This window comes from Paenibacillus sp. Y280 (assembly GCF_056786335.1).
In genome coordinates, this window is the sequence record NZ_JBXCIW010000002.1 from 241,334 (window position 1) to 256,932 (window position 15,599).

15 protein-coding genes are annotated in these 15,599 nt (G+C 46.3%); all 15 read right to left on the reverse strand.

Annotated features, from left to right (window positions below):
* Window positions 1–22 precede the first annotated feature (22 nt).
* Window positions 23–928: a magnesium transporter MgtE N-terminal domain-containing protein gene (locus AC1TPC_RS03855; protein WP_482065543.1), complete on the reverse strand. Its 906-nt coding sequence runs from the start codon at window positions 926–928 to the stop codon at window positions 23–25.
* Between the two features lie 37 nt (window positions 929–965).
* Window positions 966–1,412: a flagellar export protein FliJ gene (fliJ, locus tag AC1TPC_RS03860; protein WP_482065544.1), complete on the reverse strand. Its 447-nt coding sequence runs from the start codon at window positions 1,410–1,412 to the stop codon at window positions 966–968.
* An 8-nt stretch (window positions 1,413–1,420) separates the two neighbouring features.
* On the reverse strand, window positions 1,421–2,746 hold the full coding sequence (fliI, locus tag AC1TPC_RS03865; protein ID WP_482065545.1) for a flagellar protein export ATPase FliI: 1,326 nt from the start codon (window positions 2,744–2,746) through the stop codon (window positions 1,421–1,423).
* The gene (locus AC1TPC_RS03870; RefSeq protein WP_482065546.1) at window positions 2,733–3,572 is read right to left on the reverse strand and encodes a FliH/SctL family protein; all 840 of its coding nucleotides are present in this window, start codon (window positions 3,570–3,572) and stop codon (window positions 2,733–2,735) included. The genes fliI and AC1TPC_RS03870 overlap by 14 nt, the downstream gene beginning before the upstream one ends.
* Entirely contained in the window at window positions 3,565–4,566 is a 1,002-nt protein-coding gene (gene fliG, locus AC1TPC_RS03875) for a flagellar motor switch protein FliG (protein ID WP_482065661.1), read from the reverse strand. Before fliG ends, AC1TPC_RS03870 begins: the two co-directional genes overlap by 8 nt.
* A gap of 23 nt (window positions 4,567–4,589) precedes the next feature.
* Complete coding sequence (gene fliF, locus AC1TPC_RS03880) at window positions 4,590–6,164, reverse strand: flagellar basal-body MS-ring/collar protein FliF (protein ID WP_482065547.1); 1,575 nt, start codon at window positions 6,162–6,164, stop codon at window positions 4,590–4,592.
* A gap of 42 nt (window positions 6,165–6,206) precedes the next feature.
* The gene (gene fliE, locus AC1TPC_RS03885; RefSeq protein ID WP_482065662.1) at window positions 6,207–6,512 is read right to left on the reverse strand and encodes a flagellar hook-basal body complex protein FliE; all 306 of its coding nucleotides are present in this window, start codon (window positions 6,510–6,512) and stop codon (window positions 6,207–6,209) included.
* Between the two features lie 39 nt (window positions 6,513–6,551).
* Window positions 6,552–7,001 (reverse strand): flagellar basal body rod protein FlgC, encoded by a 450-nt coding sequence (gene flgC, locus AC1TPC_RS03890; RefSeq protein ID WP_482065548.1) that lies wholly within the window; start codon window positions 6,999–7,001, stop codon window positions 6,552–6,554.
* A gap of 3 nt (window positions 7,002–7,004) precedes the next feature.
* Window positions 7,005–7,418 carry a flagellar basal body rod protein FlgB gene (gene flgB, locus AC1TPC_RS03895; RefSeq protein WP_482065549.1) on the reverse strand — a complete coding sequence of 138 codons (414 nt, stop codon included), beginning with the start codon at window positions 7,416–7,418 and terminating at the stop codon, window positions 7,005–7,007.
* A gap of 217 nt (window positions 7,419–7,635) precedes the next feature.
* Window positions 7,636–8,406 carry a GTP-sensing pleiotropic transcriptional regulator CodY gene (gene codY / locus AC1TPC_RS03900; RefSeq protein ID WP_482065550.1) on the reverse strand — a complete coding sequence of 257 codons (771 nt, stop codon included), beginning with the start codon at window positions 8,404–8,406 and terminating at the stop codon, window positions 7,636–7,638.
* Window positions 8,407–8,433: 27 nt separating this feature from the next.
* On the reverse strand, window positions 8,434–9,834 hold the full coding sequence (gene hslU, locus AC1TPC_RS03905) for an ATP-dependent protease ATPase subunit HslU (RefSeq protein ID WP_482065551.1): 1,401 nt from the start codon (window positions 9,832–9,834) through the stop codon (window positions 8,434–8,436).
* A 100-nt stretch (window positions 9,835–9,934) separates the two neighbouring features.
* Entirely contained in the window at window positions 9,935–10,480 is a 546-nt protein-coding gene (gene hslV / locus AC1TPC_RS03910) for an ATP-dependent protease subunit HslV (RefSeq protein WP_482065552.1), read from the reverse strand.
* A 60-nt stretch (window positions 10,481–10,540) separates the two neighbouring features.
* Window positions 10,541–11,860, reverse strand: a complete 1,320-nt coding sequence (trmFO, locus tag AC1TPC_RS03915; protein ID WP_482065553.1) for an FADH(2)-oxidizing methylenetetrahydrofolate--tRNA-(uracil(54)-C(5))-methyltransferase TrmFO — start codon at window positions 11,858–11,860, stop codon at window positions 10,541–10,543.
* A gap of 360 nt (window positions 11,861–12,220) precedes the next feature.
* A complete protein-coding gene (gene topA, locus AC1TPC_RS03920) occupies window positions 12,221–14,326 on the reverse strand; it encodes a type I DNA topoisomerase (protein ID WP_482065554.1) in 2,106 nt (701 codons plus the stop codon).
* A 28-nt stretch (window positions 14,327–14,354) separates the two neighbouring features.
* Window positions 14,355–15,488 carry a DNA-processing protein DprA gene (gene dprA / locus AC1TPC_RS03925; RefSeq protein WP_482065555.1) on the reverse strand — a complete coding sequence of 378 codons (1,134 nt, stop codon included), beginning with the start codon at window positions 15,486–15,488 and terminating at the stop codon, window positions 14,355–14,357.
* Window positions 15,489–15,599 lie beyond the last annotated feature (111 nt).

Here is a 15,599-nt window from a genome sequence, read left to right on the forward strand (position 1 = left end):
AATAGACACTTGATCAGAGCCATTAACTCCCAGGCATCAACTTCGATACCAGCTGTGCTGTGATCGCTTTATTAAGAGCTGACATTTCGGCTAAAATCGTTGATCTGCTCGCGTCGTCAACCGCATTTAAAATGCGAAGCACTTTACTAGGACTCACGTCGACCATTTTGACCAACAATTCAGCTGCGCTTTTAGGGTCCATAGCTGTAAATGTCGCGCTAAGCTGCTCTTGATCAAGGACAGAGGAAGCCTGCGCCTTTTGCGGCGTCTTCTGTGCATCCAGCTTCGCTTGCAGTGCTGCAATTTGCAGATCCTTGGCCTTCACATTATCCTTTAGCTTCATCGCTGCATCAGCAGCCGTCTGCGGATTCATTTTCTCCATAATGCGAACTCTGTCGTCAGCTCGCATATTCGCAAACACCAGCACCATTTCATCCAAAGTCATGCTTTGCAAAATAGGTGCTGCTTTGCTTGGCGAAATTTTGGAAAACATGCTCGCTAACTCTTGAATTTTTGACTGGTACTGCTCATCCTCAAGAAATTGATCATCATTAGAGCTCTTGAGCTGCGTATTATCGCTCTCTAGAACTTTTACCTCTTGCTCCAGCATCGTCTTCGTTTGATTCGCAGCTGCTAGCTCGCTTTCAATCGCAGTAAGTTGAGCTTGCAAATCCGCAATTTTCGCAGACATGTTTGCTGTTCTCAAATCATCATCATTTAACGCTCCGCCTGCAATCTTTGGCTCCGGAAGCACGTCTTTAAGGAATGGGATAGAATTTCCGGTTTCCAGCATTTTATTGCGAAAGTCAATATTGAACAAGGTATACAATACGCCGAGCAAAACGATTGCGAATAAAATCGGCGTCATCAAAAACATAATTCGTTCAAGTGTGCTGTAGCCTTGCTTTTCATTTTCCGTACCCGCCAATTCCACTCACTCCCTCTAGCCGGTATATCGCATCATTTTATGGGGTTGGTATCATGAAACGGACGCTTGCCATCTCATCCAATTCGTTCTGCTCTTTAATTTGCATCGCATACTGGAACCGGTCACGCGCATGATCTTTAGCTTTAAGCCATACCTTCTCATCCTTCATCTTATCGGAAAGTCTAAGCCTGCTTTGCTCAACCGCCTTCTGTGCATGCAATACATCTTTCAACTTACTCGTAATACAAGCTACTAAATAGTCCAAGTATTGCTGTATGAGCTGCAGCTCTGATAGAGGAACGGCTATACTTGAAGCTTCTTGAAGCTTCACTTCCCATTCCTGCTGCTTCGCACGCAGCTCCTCTAGCGACAGCTCCTCTGCAGCTAAAGCGCCAATTGCCGTTGACAGCAACCATTCTGCTTGAGTCTTCTCACTCGATTTCAAATCTATGACCTTCTGAAATGAATACCTAAACGATGCCATCTATCGATTCAACTCCTATAAAAATCGGTAATTAAACGATTTTGTGCTTCCTCTAAGCTTACCTTTTCATTGGTCTTCTGCTTCGTAAAGCTCTGAATGGGTTCAATAAATTGCAGCGCCTTATCAATTTCTGCATTCGATCCTCGCTGGTACGCCCCTATATTGATTAAGTCTTCCGAATCTTTATAGATAGCAAGCATTTTCTTCAATTCATTGGCGGCATCCTGCTGCTCTTCAGTCACGATTTCTTTCATAACGCGACTGACAGATGCAAGTACATCGATTGCCGGAAAATGTCCTTTATGTGCGAGTTGACGGCTCAAAACGATATGACCATCCAGTATTCCGCGGACAGCGTCCGCGATCGGCTCATTCATGTCATCGCCATCAACGAGCACGGTGTAGAACGCTGTTATCGAGCCTGTAGGTCCTGTTCCTGCTCTTTCAAGCAGCTTAGGCAGCGCTGCGAATACAGAAGGCGTATAGCCGCGTGTAGCAGGCGGCTCGCCGATCGCGAGTCCAACTTCACGCAGCGCCATCGCATACCGCGTCACCGAATCCATCATCAACATGACGTTCAGGCCGCGATCGCGAAAATATTCAGCGATAGATGTCGCAATCAACGCGCCTTTCATACGAATTAAGGCTGGCTGGTCGGAAGTAGCGACGATAACGACCGAACGCGCTAAGCCTTCAGGACCGAGGTCCTTCTCGATAAATTCCAGCACTTCGCGTCCGCGCTCGCCGATTAAGGCGATAACGTTGACATCAGCAGATGTGTTCCGAGCAATCATGCCTAGCAGCGTACTCTTTCCAACGCCGGAGCCTGCGAAGATGCCTACACGCTGGCCGCGACCTACGGTTAGTAGACCGTCGATAGCTCTAACGCCAATCCCTAGCGGTTCAACGACTCGCGGACGCATGAGCGGATTGCTTGGTTCATTATGTGTTGAATAATGAGGCATGCGGCTTGGCAAAAAAGAACCGTCGAGCGGATTGCCTAAGCCGTCGAGCACTTTTCCAAGCAGCTCTGACCCGACTTGCACCGTTAGTGGCTTGCCCGTACCAACGACATCGCAGCCAGGGCTTATCGCGTGAAGATCGCCTAACGGCATCAAGATAACCTTGTTATCTCGAAATCCGACGACTTCAGCTTTGATCGGCTTCGCGCCTTTGGATGGATAGATGAAGCATACGTCTCCAATGCTCGCATCCGGCCCCTCCGATTCGACCGTTAGACCGATGACCTGCGTAACTTTTCCGTTTATTCGTACCGGATCAAGTGGCTGCAGATGCTCAATATATTTCAGCACATCCAAGTTATTCACTATCATTGTAGTGACCTCGCTCTTCGCCGCTATGATGAGCAAGATGGATTAACTCACGTTTAATCTCAGCAAGCTGCGTATCGATGCGAGCGTCAATGCTGCCAAATGAAGAACGAATGACACAGCCGTTATCTCTCACCGTCGAGTCAGGCAAAATTTGCAATTCCGCTTGTGAATCGATTGCGAAATGAAGTTCTTCCCTTGCAGCTTGTACGAAAGCGAGCTGGCCAGGAGCGACGCAGAGCGTGATGACTCCCTGCTCTCTACGGCGAGACAATGATTTGCGAATTAATTCAATCGCCATCTCAGGAGCTAACGTAAGCTGCTGCCCAATAATCTTCTCGGCGATCGCACAGCTTAATTCCACAAGAAAGGGTTCAGCTTCCTGAATGATTTGTTCTCTCATTTGGAACGCAGTTTTTAGCACATCCGATGCTTCAGTGAGCTTCTGCTCCCAAATTTCGCGCATTTCCGTTTCTGAGCTTGCTGCACCTTCCGCATAACCAAGCTCATAACCGGTTTGCCTCGAGGCTTCGGAGGCTGCTTCGTCATCGGTACGCTTTTGCAGCCACCAAACTTCGATTTGCTGCTGCGTTTCAGCCAGAAGCCTTTCGCTTTCCTGTGCTGCCTCGCGAAGACGTTCTTCTGCGTAGAGCTGAGCATCATTCAAAATCTGATCTCTTAAGGAGATTGTCTCTTCATCCGGAACAGATTCGATATCCGCTTCCTGTTCTTGCGGTTCGCCGATTTCTAGATTCCGTTGATGCAGCAATTCAAGCTGCTTTAACTGTTCAAGAGTAATCACGCTCGAAGATTTTATCAAATTAGACAATGATATCGTCTCCTCCACCGCGGGCGATGATGATTTCTCCTGACTCTTCTAGTCTGCGAATAGTAGCAACGATACGAGTTTGCGCTTCTTCCACGTCGCGAAGGCGTACTGGACCCATGAACTCCATTTCTTCCTTGAAGGTCTCGGCCATACGCTTCGACATATTGCGGAATATCGCTTCTCGAACCTCTTCGCTCGCCACTTTGAGCGCAAGCTGAAGATCTGCATTCTCGATATCCCGAATGATTCGTTGAATCGAGCGGTTGTCGATGTTGACAATATCCTCGAATACGAACATACGCTTCTTGATTTCTTCTGCTAGCTCTGGATCTTGAATTTCAAGCGCGTCGAGTATGGTACGCTCTGTTCCGCGATCGACACCATTTAAAATTTGTACGATTGAATCGATACCGCCGGCATTCGTGTAATCCTGTGTAACGGTAGCGGATAGCTTTTGCTCTAGAACACGCTCAACCTGAGAGATAACTTCTGGCGAAGTGCTATCCATGAGCGCAATACGCCTTGCGACCTCTGCCTGCTTCTCCTGCGGAAGCGAGGAAAGAATATGCGAGGATTGCTCGGATTGCAAATACGATAAAACCAATGCGATCGTCTGCGAATTCTCATTTTGAATAAAGTTCAATATTTGTGTAGGCTCTGCTTTTCTAGCAAAATCGAATGGTCTTACCTGCAAGGTAGCCGTTAGTCGATTAATGACTTCAAGCGCTTTTGATTCGCCAAGTGCTTTTTCCAAAATATCTTTAGCGTACGAAATACCGCCTTGCGTGATATACTCTTGAGCCAAGCAAATTTGATGAAACTCACTTAGTATCGTTTCGCGGTCCTGACTGTCCACTTTACGGACGTTCGCGATTTCAAGCGTTAGCTGCTCAATTTCTTCATCGCGTAAATGCTTGAATATTTGTGCCGATACTTCAGGTCCAAGCGTTATGAGCAAAATAGCTGCTTTTTGACGACCTGACAAGCCTTGCATTGATTTTGACAATGAAACCACCTCTATTCATCCACAAGCCATGTGCGAAGAAGATTAACGAACTCATCCGGTTTGCGTTTGGCGAGTGTTTCAAGATTTTTACGTGCTTGACTTTCATTACTGACACTTTCCAAATCAAGCGTAGGGAATTCTACTTTTGCAGGAGCAGCCAATTCAATTTCTTCTTCAGCTTCTTTCTTGCGTCTGCGGGCCGCTATTACATAAATTAATCCGCCAATTATTGCAAGAGCAGCGACACCGATACCGATTAACCAAGGCATAGATAGTACGCTAGCTTGATTAGCCTCGCTGCTGCCAGAAAATGTTCTAGCAATCAATGCAACCTTTTTGGCCATTAACGCGTCATCATTTACATCTTGACCGGAATCTGCGAGTTGTGCTCTCACCAAAGCTGTCAAATAAGTCATAATTGCTGTTCTGCTAGCTTCATCATTCATTTCTGTTTGCTCAATGCCGATACTAATTGAGAGGTCTTTAAGAACAAACGGGCCCGAAACGATATTATTGTTTATTCGAGTTACTTCATAATTTCGAATTTGTGAATTTGTTTCCGAAGTCCCTTGCGCTGCTGAACCATCTGTATATCCTGGTACATCAGTCTCCCCAGTACCTGCAACACCGCCAGCGTCACCAGCGCCTCCCGTTGATGTACTGCTATCAATTTGTTCGCTTATAACTATTCCGTTATTGTTGTTGTTGTCTAACGGCTTCACAACTGATTCTTGCGATGTCTTCTTGTCGAAGTTCATGCTGCTGGATATTTGAATAACTAGATTGTCTGCACCAACGATTGGTCCAAGAAATTGCTGTATGTTTTTCTTAAGCTCTGTTTCATATTTCCGTTGAATGATGAATTGCGATTCTACAGCATCAGCGCTATTAGCTAAACCGCCATCCACTTCAGAATATGTAAGTTCACCTTGAGGGCTAGAAATCGTGATGTCCTTAATGGCTAAATTAGGAACTGCCGTTTTAACTAGGTTATAATAACCATCGATTTCTTTTTGACTAGGTCGATAGCCCGACATGAATTTCATCATGATAGAAGCTGAAGCCTGCTCTGCTTCCTCTGCTGATAGAAACACGCTCTCTTCTGGTAAATTAATAAGAACCTTAGAGCTTTCTACCCCCTGCATCGCACTTAACAGCTGCTGAATTTCGCCATTCAAAGCATTCAAATATTTAACATTGAATTCATTTTCAGTCGTTCCAAACTGGCTGGAGCTTGAATTGAAAGCTTCAAAACCTATTGATCCGTTCTGAACCAGCCCTTGTGAACCTACATCGACCTTTATTCGCGATGCCTCCGTGCTGGGAACTGAAATGCTTTTTCCATTGTCGCTAAGCTGATAAGGAATTCCGCTACTGTCTAAGTAAGTCATTATGGCTGCTGCATCGGTTGTGTCCAAATTTTGAAAAGCAATCTCGTATTCTGTTCTCGTAAATACGATTGTCAACAAAATAATTGTTAACAAAATTCCACTAATGGATGCCCCCAGCCATATTTTTTGTTTTCTGCCCATATGGCCCCAAAATTGAGTAAGCCTGCCTCTAAATTGGGCGATTCTCTCGTTCACATTGTCACCTCACCCAAATACTATGCTAGGTCAAAAGTTGTATTAAATTTGCATCCGCATCATTTCCTGATAAGCCTCGACTACTTTGTTGCGGATTTGTGAGGTAAGCTGCAAGCTGAGCTGCGATTGCTCGGAAGCAATCAGAACCTTCGTAACATCCACTTGACCCATCAGGTATTTGTCATTGAGCTTATGTACGCCTTGCTCTTGATTGCTTACATTATCAATAGCCGTTTGCAAAAACTGTCCAAAAGATTGTGTTAATTGCGCCGGAGTAGCTTCTTGAATCGATTGAGTTTCAATGAGTTTGGCAGGCTGAACAGGACCGAGCGACATCGATTGAATCAACATTATTCCTCCAATACTTCAAATGATGTTTACACCTAATTATTTCCCTATTTCGAGCGCCTTTATGAACATGGATTTGGTTGCATTCAGAGCTGTTACGTTCGCTTCATAAGAACGCGTCGCCGCAATCATATCCACCATTTCCTTCGTAACATCCACATTAGGCATATTTACATAGCCATTAGCATCAGCATCAGGATGCGTCGGATTATAAATCAGCTTATTCGGCGAGTGATCTTCCTTAATTCTCGAAACCTTAACGCCCTGTGAAGCTGAGTTACCGCTCAATTGCTGAGAGAGCACACTTGAGAATGACTGCTGTATAGGCTCCATTACGACCATTTTCCGTTTATAGGGCTGAAATTGTCCGTTTACGAAACTGCCGCGTGTCGTTTCCGCATTAGCGATATTAGAAGAAATGACATCCATTCTAAGACGCTGTGCCGATAAGGCGGAAGCACTAATATCAAATCCTGTTGACAACTTCACCTTTTAGAATCTCCCTTCAATCGCTGTGCGCATCATTCTAAAGTCATGATTAATTTGTTGGATATACAAGTTATAACTTAATTGATTTTTGGCTAGCAAAGACATTTCACGGTCGATATCAACATTATTTTCATTGTTGTTCATCGAAGTTGTTTCATCGGTAATAAGTTTGGGTATAGGTAGATTAGAAGATCCTGATCCGATCGGAATATGCCTTTGATTCGTTTGCTTGCCGACCAATTGTCCTTGCGGATTTCCCATCGATTGTTCTAATAATTCCTCAAACACAACCTCAGACCGTTTGAAATGCGGCGTATCACCGTTGGCCACATTGTTAGAAATGACGCGCTGACGCATTTCAGCTGCTTGAAGCGCACCTTCCATTCTTCCAAATGCAGCGCCATTCAACAAATTCACGTAGTTTCACCACTTTCACATAGAAGATCATCATAACGTATTCAACAGATTAATCCTCAATCCTTCTTTGTTCGACAGTAAATAATTAAAAAAATGAGATGGTTGTGTCGATTTTTGCCGACAAGATAATATTCAACAATTTCCTAAAATATAACAATAAGAAAAAAGCCCTATCTTTGTAAGAAGATAGGGCGAATATGGTCTTAATGTCCTATAATTAGGACTTGAATTTATCCAATTCCTGTAACAGTTGGTGATTTAAGATTTTAATGTATGTGCCTTTCATCCCTAATGATCTAGTCTCGATTACTCCAGCACTTTCCAGCTTGCGAAGCGCGTTTACAATAACTGAACGTGTTATGCCTGCTCTGTCCGCGATTTTTGATGCGACAAGCAGGCCTTCCTTACCATCCAGCTCTTCAAAGATATGCTCCACTGCCTCGAGTTCACTAAACGACAAAGATCCGACCGCAACGGCAACGACAGCACGGCTGCGAACCTCCTGCTCAATTTCCTCTGTCCGCTCGCGCAAAATCTCCATGCCTACAATCGTAGAACCATATTCAGCCAAAATAAGATCATCATCATCGAATGTGCCTGACAAGCGGGTCAGCACCAAAGTTCCTAGACGATCCCCCCCGCCGATGATTGGCACGACCGTCATAATTTCTTGATCGCCGAGCCTAGGGAATGTTTCATAGATGCCAGGATCAGGCCTGACATTTGTCATGGATTCTTGCATATCAAGAAAACGGACATTGCTCTCCTGCGGAAAACGAAGCTCATCTGCCGATAACGTTCGCATAAAATCATGGTCATATGCATCAACAGCAGAACAGCCAAGTATTTTCCCTCTGCGACTAACGACAAACACATTTGTCTGTATCGTTGTGCATAGCACTTCTGCCATTTCCCTGAAGCTGAGCGCTTTGCCGGCAGCACGTTGCAGCAATCGGTTTAGCGTTCTTGTCTTTGTAAGTAAAGTCATTCTATTGCCTCCCAAAACTCATAACAACTACAGTATATATTGACTCAAATCGCGATTTTGTGCAATGCTTCCCAGCTTTTCCCGTACATATTCCGGTGTAATCGTCATTTTCTCGAGTGACAGCTCAGGCGCTTCGAACGAAAGATCCTCCAGCAGCTTCTCCAAAATCGTATGCAGTCGGCGTGCGCCAATATTTTCGGTATTCCGGTTTACGTCAGCCGCGATTGATGCCAGCTCGTGAATCGCTTCATCCGAAAACTCGATTTGAATGCCCTCTGTCTCAAGCAGCGCTGCATATTGCTTCGTTAAAGCATTTTTAGGCTCCTTCAATATGCTTACAAAATCATCCAAGCTTAGGCTCGTCAACTCGACCCGAATAGGGAACCGTCCCTGAAGCTCTGGAATCAGATCAGAAGGCTTCGCGACATGGAATGCCCCTGCAGCAATAAACAGCACATAATCCGTTTTGACAGGGCCATACTTCGTCATGACCGTTGAACCCTCAACGATTGGCAATATATCCCGTTGAACGCCCTCTCTGGAAACATCCGGGCCTGAACCGCGTGAAGGGCTCGCGATCTTATCAATCTCATCTATGAAAATAATGCCTGATTGTTCAGCTCGCGTTATCGATTCCGATATAACATCATCCATGTCGATCAGCTTATTCGCTTCCTCTTGCGTCAACACCTTGCGAGCTTCCTTAATTGGCAGCTTGCGTTTCTTAGGCTTCTTCGGCATAAGCTGTCCGATTAGCTCCTGCATATTCATACCCATGCCCTCAGGTCCCTGGCCGGATAGCATATCCATCATATTCGGAGAGGAATCCTCAACCTCGATCTCGATCACTTCATTTTCAAGCTTGCCTGCGGCCAGCTGCTCTTTGAGTTGTGATCGTTTTTGGTAGAGCTCATTCTCTACCTCAGGCGCTTCCTTCGGTTCATCCGCTTGCTGTTGATTGCCAAAGAGCATCTCAAATGGATTTTTGGAGGACTTGGCCTTCGCAGCAGAAGGTGCCAGCAAAGCTACGATCCGCTCGTTAGCGAGCTTCTCGGCGCGATCTTTAACCTTTTCTGTTTTTTCGGTTTTTACCATACGTATCGACGTTTCAATTAGGTCGCGAACCATCGATTCAACATCGCGGCCGACATAGCCTACTTCCGTAAATTTTGTCGCTTCTAGCTTTACAAAAGGGGCTTTGACCAGCTTCGCCAAACGGCGAGCGATTTCCGTCTTACCGACTCCGGTTGGTCCAATCATTAAAATATTTTTCGGAACGATTTCATCGCGCAGCGTTTCATCGAGCAAACTTCTACGGTAACGATTGCGAAGAGCAATGGCTACTGAACGTTTAGCCGGCTTTTGTCCAACGATATATTTATCAAGCTCCGCTACGATCTGACGCGGCGTCAGTGCATCATTTCCCATTATAAAATCCCTCCGATATCTATTCTTCGCTATGACTTTCCGAAGCAAATTCATCTATTCCAAGCAAAGCAGCACATGTCAATTTATTGCACATTTAAATTTATTCGATTTCTTCTACGATAATATTACTATTCGTGAAGACGCATATTTCAGAAGCGATCTCTAGCGACGAACGCGCAATATCCTTTGCACCCATCTGAGGCGCATGGCGCTTTAGCGCTCTAGCAGCCGACAATGCGAAGCTGCCGCCCGAGCCAATCGCTAAAATGCCATCATCAGGCTCGATAATCTCGCCATTGCCCGAAATAAGCAGCAATCCGGTTTTGTCCATCACCAGCATCATAGCCTCTAGCCTGCGCAGCACGCGATCCGAGCGCCATTCCTTAGCAAGCTCAACAGCTGAACGCTGCAAATTGCCATGATGCTCCTCCAGCTTTGCCTCAAATTTCTCGAACAAAGTGATAGCGTCTGCAACCGAGCCTGCAAAGCCTGCGACAACTTGACCACGGTAAAGCCTTCTCACTTTTTTCGCTGTATTTTTCATGACCATGCTGTTCCCGAAAGTTACCTGTCCGTCTCCGGCAATCGCGCCTTTCCCTTCATGCCGAACTGCACAAATAGTCGTTGCGTGAAATTGCATTTCCATTGCGTTGCCTCCTCAAGGTTCCATATTGAAAATAGAATGCCATGTCATCATTACGAAATACTATTGCAAATGTTCCCGTTTAAATTGCTCAATGCCTTCAAGCGCCCGATTTGCAATCATTTCGTTCTTTTCTTTCTTGCTGCGAATCTTCTTCTCCAGCGGCGGGAACAAACCAAAATTAGCATTCATCGGCTGAAAATGCTTAAAATCTGCAGTCGTAATATAGTTAGCCATACTTCCAAGCGTTGTATGCTCGGGCAGAACTACCGGCTCAAGGCCGCGGGCTAGCTTAGCAGCATTAATACCAGCGATTAATCCAGATGCCGCCGATTCCACATAGCCTTCAACCCCAGTCATTTGACCCGCGAAGAACAGGGTGTCGCGATTGTTAAGCTGGTACGTCGGCTTAAGCAGACGCGGCGAATTGATAAAGGTATTTCGATGCATCACACCGAACCGGACAAACTCCGCGTTCTCAAGTCCTGGAATTAGCGAGAATACACGCTTCTGCTCGCCCCACTTCAGGTGAGTTTGGAAGCCGACCAAATTATATAAAGTACCTGCGGCGTTATCTTGGCGAAGCTGAATAACCGCATGCGGCAGCTTGCCAGTATGCGGATTAACTAGGCCTACAGGCTTCATTGGTCCGAACAGCACCGTCTGCTTGCCTCTGCTTGCCATTACTTCAATTGGCATGCAGCCCTCAAAGTAAACTTCCTTCTCAAAATCTTTAACTTCAGCTTTCTCAGCTGTCGTCAGCGCCTCATGGAAAATTTCAAATTCCTCTTCTGTCATCGGACAGTTCAAATAGGCTGCTTCCCCTTTGTCATACCTGGAAGCTAAATAAACCTTATTCATATCGATTGAATCTTTTTCAACGATCGGAGCGGCAGCATCATAGAAATAAAAATACTCCTCGCCAAGCAGCTCTTGAATTTGGGAGGATAAGCCGGGTGCCGTTAGTGGACCAGTTGCAATGACAACGATACCATCCTTCGGAATTTCCGTAACTTCCTCATTGCGAACCTCAACCAACGGGTGTTCATACAGTCTGCGCGTAACTTCTCCCGAGAATCCGTCGCGGTCAACGGCAAGAGCTCCGCCTGCTGGAACAGCATGCAAGTCGGCGCAGCTCAAAATAAGCGAATCCAGCTGGCGCATTTCTTCCTTTAGGACGCCTACGGCATTGGCAAGTCCGTTTGCTCTCAGGCTGTTGCTGCAGACGAGCTCAGCAAATTGATTGGTATGATGTGCAGGTGTTTTCGTGACTGGACGCATTTCATATAATACGACGGGCACTCCCTGCGATGCAATTTGCCAAGCCGCCTCGCTTCCTGCTAGTCCAGCTCCGATGACGGTTACTTTTTGTGGTTGTGACAAAATGTATTCAATCCTTTCAAAATATCATTCTCTTTATACATCGAAAACCTCGTAATACGCGGTTTGTATAGTCATTTAGAAATAAAACCATTGTTGACATGTTTCATCATTTGTTAGCTTTTTTGTCAAAGCTCTAAATCCCAATTGCGCAATTATAATCAAATACGACGGCAGCAACATATAAACGTTGGTTAAACCCTCCTATCGTTTAGGAGGGTTTAAAGTGATTTAACTGCCCGTTTAACAACGGTGTCCTCCCTGTTGGAGGGAGGACGAGTACGGCGTTATCATTCGTTTCGTTTGCAGGCAGTTAATGCTCGATGCTTGTGTCATGTCGTTTTAAATACATCACATGACTTATTAATCGGTATCCGTACCTTGCTCATCTTCGTCCAGAACCTCTTCGGAATAGTCGCAAGTCGGGCAGAGCAGCTTCACTCCGCTGCGATTGCGCTTCTCTACGAGCTTGGAATCGCATTGCGGACAAGGCTTATTCGTTGGTTTGTCCCACGATACGTAATCGCATCCAGGATATTGATCGCAGCCGTAGAATATACGGCCTTTCTTGCTCCGACGCTCAATAATCTTGCCTTCGGCGCATTTCGGGCAAGTTACGCCGATGTCCTTGACGATCGGCTTCGTATTGCGGCATTCAGGAAAGCCTGAGCATGCTAGAAATTTACCGAAGCGCCCCATTTTGTAGACCAAGTGACGTCCGCATTTCTCACATAGCTCATCAGAAACTTCATCTTGTATCTCAATTTCCTTCATCTCATCCTCGGCTACTTCCAGCCGCTTCTCGAATGATTCATAGAAATTAGCAAGAACCTTTACCCAGTCCTCGGTGCCTTCCTCCACATGGTCAAGGTTGCCTTCCATGTTGGCTGTAAATTCGGCATCGAGAATTTCAGGGAAAAATTCCTCCATAAGCTGGATGACGAGATCGCCAAGCTCCGTTGGCATAAATTTTTTCTCTTCCATTGCAATATAACCGCGCTTCTGAATCGTCTCGAGCGTAGGCGCGTACGTACTTGGACGCCCTATACCGAGCTCCTCAAGCGTCTTCACAAGCCGAGCCTCTGTAAACCGCGGCGGCGGCTGTGTGAAATGCTGCTTCGGATCAACGGATTCCGAGCTGATCTCATCGCCCGCAGCGAGCGGAGGCAAAAACTTATGCTCTTCAACCGTGCCGTCATCATTGCCTTCTACGTATACCTTCATGAAGCCTGCAAACTTCACTTTAGAACCGGTAGCTCTAAACACCGTCTCGCCAGCTTGCAAATCAACTGTCATCGTATCCAGAACCGCAGATTGCATCTGGCTCGATACGAAGCGTTCCCATACAAGCTTGTATAAACGAAACTGATCGCGGCTGAGAAAAGGCTTCATCGTTTCGGGATCACGCAAAATGGATGTTGGACGGATCGCTTCATGCGCATCCTGCGCGTTGCTGTTTTTCTTCGTATAAACGCGCGGCTGTTCAGGCACGAATGGCGCACCATACTTTTCCGTAATGTATTCCTTTGCTTCCTCTTGCGCAATTGGCGATATACGAGTGGAGTCCGTTCTCATATAAGTAATTAATCCAACGGTTCCTTCTTTGCCAAGCTCCACGCCTTCGTATAGCTGCTGTGCGACAGACATCGTCTTAGAAGCGCGGAAGCCGAGCTTCCTTGCCGCTTCCTGCTGAAGCGAGCTTGTGATGAACGGCGGCGCAGGATTGCGCAGGCGCTCCTTCTCTCTCACTTCAGATACGGTAAATTTGCTGCCCTTCATCGCGGCGAGTACTTCCTGAACTTCCGCTTCCTTGCCAAGCTCGCGCTTCTCTCCATTAATAGAATAATATTTAGCATCAAATGGGATTCCGGAATGACTCAGCTTCGCAGTGATCGACCAGTATTCTTCAGGCACGAAGGCATCGATCTCATTTTCACGATCAATAATAAGCTTAACCGCAACTGACTGGACCCTGCCGGCTGACAAGCCCTTTTTCACTTTTTTCCATAGCAGCGGGCTAATTTTGTAACCGACCAAACGATCCAAAATACGTCTCGCCTGCTGTGCGTTGACAAGATCCATATTAATTTTGCGCGGCGTTTTAAAAGCATCCTTAACCGCTTGCTTCGTTATCTCATTAAATACTACGCGGCAGGTATCGGTTTCATCCAGCTCCAAGTAATGTGCCAAATGCCAAGCAATCGCTTCTCCTTCGCGATCCGGATCGGCTGCTAGAAAGACATGTTTCACTTTTTTGCTGGCATCCTTCAATTCCTTAAGGATGCTGCCTTTGCCGCGTATCGTTATGTATTTTGGATTAAAATCATTATCAACCTCGACGCCGATCTGGCTTTTGGGCAAATCGCGAATATGACCCATGGAAGCTTTAACGATATATTTGCTGCCTAGATATTTGCCAATCGTTTTGGCTTTTGCGGGTGATTCGACGATAACTAAAGAATCTGCCATATAAGGCGCCTCCTCTCTCCATTGCAAGCTATAAAGCAATATATATTGATCCGGGCTGCAATTCAATTTTGCGTTTTATACATAAATTTAGCAGAAGTGCGTTCAAATGTCCAAACGGAATGGCCGAAAGCTCATGCAATTCATTGATAGATAATGGCTGATCTCTCAAAAAAGCGATCAATTTGCTCTCTTCCAGTGTTAGTCGAGCGCCATCTTCCTTCTGTTTGGGATCACTTGTTTTCTCTGCATCCTTGTAAGCTTCTAATGCAGCTGGCAGCCACTTCAGCTCATCGATAATGTCATATGCGCTGCTTATCAGCTTAGCTTCGCCGCGCTTAATTAGTTCATTTGGACCCTCGCTCTTAGGCGATGAGATCGGACCTGGTATGGCGAACAGCTCACGCGACATGTCAGATGCATGCTGAGCGGTTATAAGCGAGCCGCTCTTTGTTGCGCCTTCCACGACAACGGTTCCGACAGATAAGGCGGCGATAATCCGATTGCGCTGAGGGAACTGACCAGGATGCAGCGGAGTACCGATCGGGGTTTCCGAGACCAACAACCCATGCTCCGCGATTTTGTGAAATAAAGAGAGATTCTCTGGCGGGTAACACTTATCAATCGGTGTCGGAAGGACGGCAATCGTCCCTCCCGCTTCGTAGAGTGCAGCTTCATGAGCTTTGCTATCTATCCCTCTCGCTAAGCCGCTTACGACCGTCAAGCCCTCGGAGGATAGCTCCTGTGCAAGCGCAGCCGCCGAATGCCTGCCGTATGCGGTTGGCACTCTCGTTCCAACAATCGCAATGGCGGGTCGATGCAGCAGCTCTAACCTGCCTTTTGCATATAAGACCCAAGGCGGCTGAGCAATTTCCCTTAAAATAGCTGGATATGCCAAATCATAGGGCGTTAGCGCAACTGCGTTCAATCTAGTTACTGCTTCAGCCCGGTCCTCTGCAAGCATCCATGACTGCTCAGCATAACGCTCCGCCGCAGCGTTTGCTTGGCCGCGATGCAAGCCAATCGCAAGTAAATCCTCTATACTCCATAATGGCTTATTCCAAAATTGATGCCGGACGGCCTTCTGAATAGCATGCCATCCAATGCCGGGAATCTCATGCAAAGCCATAATCATTTGCCTGCGGATATCGATATTTTGTTCCATCCTCGTCCAACCCCTTCTTCAATAGGGGTGGCTTGCATTCTTATCTATTGTGCGTTACACAGCATAAGAATGCAAGTCAACCCTTAAAATAATGGCGACCGGCAACAAAAA